Genomic DNA, 6,173 nt, shown 5'->3' on the forward strand with positions numbered 1-6,173 from the left:
CATAAATTTTTGGAGAATAAGCAATGGACAATACACTAAAGTTTGCAGACAGCCACGAGTGGGTAAAAGACAACGGTGACGGTACTGTAACTATTGGTATTTCTGAGCACGCTCAAGAGCTACTAGGTGACGTTGTGTTTGTTGACCTGCCAGACACTGAAGACGAAATTGAAGCTGGCGAAAGCTTCTCTCTGGTTGAATCAGTGAAAGCAGCTTCTGATATCTACGCACCAATCTCTGGCGAAATTGTAGAAATCAACGAAGAATTAGAAGATAGCCCAGAGCTAATCAACGAAGAACCTTATGAAGGCGGTTGGATTGTTAAAGTGAAGATGTCTGATGCGTCTGAACTAAACAACCTTAAAGATGCGGAAGAATACCTAAGCTCTGTAGAAGAAGACTAATAGGTAACCTCATTACGATAAAGCTGCTCTTTGGAGCAGCTTAATTTTAGGGGCTAGCTCACGGCTCCAGAGAGAAAGTAGAACATATCATGACTGAATTACTTCAAAGCCAATTACTGAAAGACTTGGGTACGCAAAACGAGTTTGTTGCTCGTCATAACGGCCCTAATAAAGCAGACCAGCAAAAAATGCTTGAAGCGATCAACGCGACTAGCCTAGACGCACTGATCGACGAAACGGTTCCTGCACAAATCCGTCTTGAAAAACCAATGACACTTGCTGCGCCACTGAGCGAGATGGACATGCTGACCTCTCTTAAAGAGATCGCTAACCTAAACCAAGTGAAACGTACTTTCATTGGCCAAGGCTACTACAACACATTCACTCCAAACGTTATTCTACGTAACGTTTTAGAGAACCCCGGCTGGTACACAGCTTACACACCATACCAACCAGAGATTTCTCAAGGTCGTCTTGAAGCTCTACTCAATTACCAACAAATGGTAATGGACCTAACCGGTATGGAAATCGCGAACGCATCCCTTCTTGATGAAGCGACAGCGGCTGGCGAAGCAATGACTCTGTGTAAGCGTGCTGGCAAAAGCAAGAGCAAAGTATTCTTCGTTGCTGACGATGTTCACCCTCAAACACTAGAAGTTGTTAAAACTCGTGCTGAGTACATCGGTTTTGAAGTAATGGTTGGTGCTCTTGAAACACTTCCAGAGCAAAACGTATTTGGTGCGCTTCTTCAATACCCGAGTACAACGGGTGAAGTTCGTGACCTAACAGACATCATTGCGAAAGCTCAAGCTAACAAAACACTGGTTACAGTGGCTACTGACCTACTTGCTTCCGCTCTACTTAAGCCTGCGGGCGAAATGGGCGCAGACGTAGTCATCGGTTCAGCGCAACGTTTCGGCGTTCCTATGGGTTACGGTGGTCCACACGCTGCATTCATGGGTACTCGTGAAAAACATAAGCGTACAATGCCAGGTCGTGTAATCGGTGTATCTATCGATACTCACGGTAACCAAGCGCTACGTATGGCAATGCAAACTCGTGAGCAACACATCCGCCGCGAGAAAGCGACATCGAACATCTGTACAGCTCAAGCACTTTTAGCAAACATGGCGTCGTTCTACGCGGTTTACCACGGTGCAGAAGGCCTACGTACTATTGCTCGTCGTACACACCACATGACAGCTATCCTAGCGGCTGGCCTGACTAAATCGGGTTACGAACTAACGAACAACAGCTTCTTTGATACCATCACGATCAACTCTGAAGAGAAGACAGATGCACTGTACGCGAAAGCGCAAGCAGCAGACATCAACCTTCGCCTTCTTAAGGGTAAAATCGGTATCAGCTTAGACGAAACAACAACGATCGACGACGTGAATGCACTATTCGCAATCTTCGACGTGAAAGAAGACGTTCAAGCACTATCTTCTGACATTGCATCAAATGAGTTTGCAGCAATTCCAGAAAACTGCCGTCGTGAATCAGAGTTCCTAACTCACCCAGTATTCAACACGCACCACAGCGAAACGCAAATGATGCGTTACCTAAAACAGCTTGAGAACAAAGACTTCTCACTAACGCACGGCATGATCCCACTGGGCAGCTGTACGATGAAGCTGAACGCTGCTGCTGAGATGATTCCAGTAACATGGCCTGAGTTTGGTTCAATTCACCCATTCGCACCTCTAGAGCAAGCAGCGGGCTACACAGCGCTAGCGAAAGATCTTAAAGAGAAGCTATGTGAAATTACCGGTTACGACGATTTCTCACTACAGCCTAACTCTGGTGCATCTGGCGAATACGCAGGTCTAATCGCGATTCAACGCTACCACGCAAGCCGCGGTGAAGCTCACCGTAATGTTTGTCTGATTCCAAGCTCTGCGCACGGTACTAACCCTGCAACAGCATCTATGGTTTCAATGAAAGTAGTGGTTGTTAAGTGTGATGAAGATGGCAACATCGACATGGCAGACCTAGCAGCGAAAATCGAGAAGCACAAAGACAACCTATCAAGCATCATGATCACTTACCCTTCTACGCACGGCGTATACGAAGAGCAAGTGAAAGAAGTGTGTGAACAAGTACACGCAGCGGGCGGTCAGGTTTACCTAGACGGCGCGAACATGAACGCTCAAGTAGGTCTAACTTCACCTGGCTTCATCGGTTCAGACGTATCTCACTTGAACCTACACAAAACATTCTGTATCCCACACGGTGGTGGCGGTCCGGGTATGGGTCCTATCGGCGTTAAATCGCACCTAGCACCTTTCCTACCAGGTCACATCGAAAACGGTGTACAAGGTTCTGACTACGCGGTATCAGCGGCAGATTTAGGTAGTGCTTCAATCTTACCTATCTCTTGGGCTTACATCGCAATGATGGGCGAACCTGGCCTAACAGACGCAACGAAAGTAGCGATTCTGAACGCGAACTACGTGATGGAAAAACTACGTCCTCACTACCCTGTTCTTTACCGTGGCACTAACGGCCGCGTAGCGCACGAATGTATTATCGATATTCGTCCACTTAAGGAAGATACAGGTATCAGCGAAGAAGATATTGCTAAGCGTTTAATGGACTTCGGTTTCCACGCGCCTACTATGTCTTTCCCTGTAGCTGGCACACTAATGGTAGAGCCAACTGAATCTGAAGATTTAGAAGAGCTAGACCGTTTCTGTGAAGCGATGATCGCAATCCGTCACGAAATGGCAGCAGTGAAAGCGGGTGAATGGCCACTAGACAACAACCCTCTAGTGAACGCACCGCACACACAAGTTGACCTTTCAGGCGCAGAATGGGATCGCCCTTACTCTCGCGAACTGGCTTGCTTCCCATCGAAAGCAACCAAGAACTCGAAGTACTGGCCTACTGTTAACCGTGTAGATAACGTATACGGCGACCGTAACCTAATCTGTTCTTGCCCAAGCATCGACAACTACGAAGACTAATTCGTAGCGGCGCTAAGCAGAACAACATAACAAAAGGCGAACCGAACGGTTCGCTTTTTTGTTTTTCGGATTCCAGATTATATGACTAATAAAGCATTGACCTTACCGTAAGGGAAAGGTTTAAGGTGATATGACATTAACGACAAATTAGGAATCAATGATGGGATGTTGCAATAAAGCGCCAAAAGGTGGAGCACCTCTTGGCTTGCTTCTAAAAGTAACACTGGGGATTGGTCTTTTTGTTTTTCTGCTGGCTTTGTGGCAATAGAAGACTTATACAACTTAAGCTTTGAAGCTAAAAAGTGATGGTATGTAAAACATAAATGGCGCCCAAATAGCCATTGACGCCATAGTCTATTGTTAAGCGATTTTCACACACATAACCAAACCTGTAGACCAATCCAGCTTCGTAGTTATTAAATCTGAACGAGTTGTTAAGTGTGATATTAAGTCTTCAACTTTAGTGTTGTGCTCTATCGACCATTCACTTCTCGTATTCATATCATCGACAACATAAATGCCGCCAACTTTTAGTAAACCTAACGCTTCTTCTAAATAGTGATACTTACCCGGCCAAGTATCAGCAAATATCAAATCCAATGAAGCTGGTTCTATTCCATCAATTACAGCTTCGCCTTCACTTAATACGATTTCAACTCGGCTATCATGTTCTAAAAATTTACGAGCCAAGCCAATATTCCGCTCATTATTGTCTACTGAAATTAGCTTAGAGCCAGCACTCATCCCTTCTAACAACCAAAATGTACAAAGCCCAGTACCAGTTCCAAGCTCTAGGAAATTGCCGTTAATTTTACTAGCGCAAAGTGTCGCTAAAAATGAACCTGTTTCAGCATCTGATAACTGCGGAAATCCAATCTCACTTGTAGCAGCTAGAATATCTTCATAGCTATTGGGGTACGTCCCTTCCAATTTGTTCATGATCCCTCCTTGTCGCCTAGACATAATGACCCCCACGAAAGGTGTTAGCCTCCAATATCGTGGGTTAGCTTAAAACCATAGCCATAATTAGTGTGTCAAACAACTAAATTTTGGAGGCTAGCATGAATAAAGATAGCATAATTTTCATTGGCTTAGATATGCATAAGTCATTTATTCAAATCGCTGTGTTATAAGAACATCGTGAGGCAAATCCACAACACCTTGGCTGTATTAAATCGAATAAGTCCGCATTGATTAAATTGACCAAACAGCTGCAATCCAAGTATCCAAAAGCCACTCTGCACTTTGTCTATGAAACAGGACCATGCGGTTACTGGACTTATCGCTTAATGACGAGCCTTGGACTCGTTCCAACAGAAAACTCCAGTGGAGGTAAAACTCGGCGTGGCAGCTTAACAAGTATGCCGAGCAAGAGTGCTGGAGACCATTAATTAACACCCAACGTTGTGGCTTCCGAGTGACATACCCAAACAATGAGTGGTCAATTACCGACCAGCGGGATACGGTCAGGCTGCGTTGAGCTATTTGGCTCGCTACCTCTATCGTGGCGTGTTGCCTGATGAAGACATCATCCATATAACCGACGACACAGTCACCTTCCGCTATAAAGGGAGCCAAACCAATGTATGGCGAACGCGCACTTTGCCTACTCTCAAGTTCTTGCTGCTCATTTTCAACACGTGCTGCCCAAAGGGTTGCAGCGAGTAAGAGACTACGGATTTTTACGTGGTCAAGCACACGCCTTAAGGGCCCGCATTCAACTGCTGTTATTGAACTTGGTCTATATGATGCCGCCGCTAACGGCACCGATAAGGACCAAAGCAATACGAATATGCCCTTGCTGTGAGCATGAGATGGCGTGTGTTGGAGTGAACCGACCCATGTAGCCGAAAGGCATCGAAAATAAGGATAATGGCATTGACGAAATCAAAGGAGATGTGACGACGAAAGAAACGAAAAATAGCTAACTGGTTGATAAGATTGCTATCGCAACCTTATCTTGGCCTCGCTCGCCTTGAGAAAAGACTCAAAGCGGTGCGCCCTTCAAGTTCAATCGTACAATTTACTTACTAAAGTGGCTTCGGGCTTGTTCAACACTCGAGATTTAGTGTTGGCTGCGCAACACCTTAATCCATATTTGTTATATGTTTATTACTCAGTTTTTAGTTTAAAGAACAGCCACTGTAGCAATAATGTAGCGCTAGTCAGGGGTAGTATTGTTATACACAAATTTAAGTACAAAGAGTTATCAAAGGTAGAGGATAAAAAAGTATACAAGGCGTAACCAAGCAACCCGAAGAGACCACCAAGAATTGAACTGCCATAACCAGAAAATTGGGATTTCCCCTGACAGTGAGGGCACATATATGGTGTCCATCTTGATACCCAAATGAACCTAATAGGGTTACAGATTTTATTGCAATGGGGACAAGTAGTCATTTCAACTCCTGATATGATCTTGTTAGTTAGAAAACATATAACGAGGCTGTAGAATTTCTCCTCGCCCCTCTCAATTCTGATCCTACCGCCATTTCATCACGATAAATCCAAGGCGCTCGAGCGCAAGTACGCACTGTGTTATATATGACAATGATGTCAGCCATGCAATGTAACCCCGTATTCAAAGCGAGTTATGCTCGACTTTTGGCTGACGGAAAGCCTAAGAAAGTCGCAATAATAGCGTGCGTACGAAAGATGGTTGTGCCCCTTAACTCTATGCTCAGAGATGGCGCCATGTGAGATGAAAACACAGCCAAAAATCAATCATTGACGCCATAGTCGTTTGTTGAACGAAGCCGCTGCGCGGCAGAGTAAAGCGAGCGCAAGCCATACTCTTGTA

At 45.1% G+C, this 6,173-nt stretch carries 3 protein-coding genes and 3 pseudogenes; 5 read left to right on the forward strand and 1 reads right to left on the reverse strand.

Annotated features, from left to right (window positions below):
* Positions 1 to 23 precede the first annotated feature (23 nt).
* Together gcvH and gcvP are read left to right on the forward strand one after the other, a co-directional pair.
* Entirely contained in the window at positions 24 to 404 is a 381-nt protein-coding gene (gene gcvH / locus AB6C75_RS16930; RefSeq protein WP_009845137.1) for a glycine cleavage system protein GcvH, read from the forward strand.
* 89 nt (positions 405 to 493) lie between these two features.
* On the forward strand, positions 494 to 3,373 hold the full coding sequence (gene gcvP, locus AB6C75_RS16935) for an aminomethyl-transferring glycine dehydrogenase (RefSeq protein WP_017102169.1): 2,880 nt from the start codon (positions 494 to 496) through the stop codon (positions 3,371 to 3,373).
* Positions 3,374 to 3,733: 360 nt separating this feature from the next.
* Here the strand turns inward: gcvP and AB6C75_RS16940 are convergent, their stop codons facing one another.
* Entirely contained in the window at positions 3,734 to 4,312 is a 579-nt protein-coding gene (locus tag AB6C75_RS16940) for an O-methyltransferase (RefSeq protein WP_372108325.1), read from the reverse strand.
* A gap of 122 nt (positions 4,313 to 4,434) precedes the next feature.
* Here AB6C75_RS16940 and AB6C75_RS16945 point away from each other — a divergent pair.
* From AB6C75_RS16945 to AB6C75_RS16955, 3 pseudogenes are all read left to right on the forward strand, one after another.
* A pseudogene (locus AB6C75_RS16945) lies at positions 4,435 to 4,677 on the forward strand (IS110 family transposase); the annotation flags it as partial.
* A 205-nt stretch (positions 4,678 to 4,882) separates the two neighbouring features.
* Positions 4,883 to 5,220: pseudogene (locus AB6C75_RS16950) on the forward strand (transposase).
* Between the two features lie 658 nt (positions 5,221 to 5,878).
* Positions 5,879 to 6,073, forward strand: a pseudogene (locus AB6C75_RS16955) (IS110 family transposase); the annotation flags it as partial.
* Between the last annotated feature and the right edge of the window lie 100 nt (positions 6,074 to 6,173).

The organism is Vibrio sp. 10N.237.312.B06 (genome assembly GCF_041464685.1).
Lineage (GTDB): Bacteria > Pseudomonadota > Gammaproteobacteria > Enterobacterales > Vibrionaceae > Vibrio > Vibrio tasmaniensis_A.

What these genes read in the sequence shown, in the direction of transcription:
- gcvH (WP_009845137.1), top strand. Translation starts at nt 24, where the DNA reads ATGGACAATACACTAAAGTTTGCAGACAGCCACGAGTGGGTAAAAGAC.
- gcvP (WP_017102169.1), top strand. Translation starts at nt 494, where the DNA reads ATGACTGAATTACTTCAAAGCCAATTACTGAAAGACTTGGGTACGCAA.
- AB6C75_RS16940 (WP_372108325.1), bottom strand. Translation starts at nt 4,312, where the DNA reads ATGAACAAATTGGAAGGGACGTACCCCAATAGCTATGAAGATATTCTA.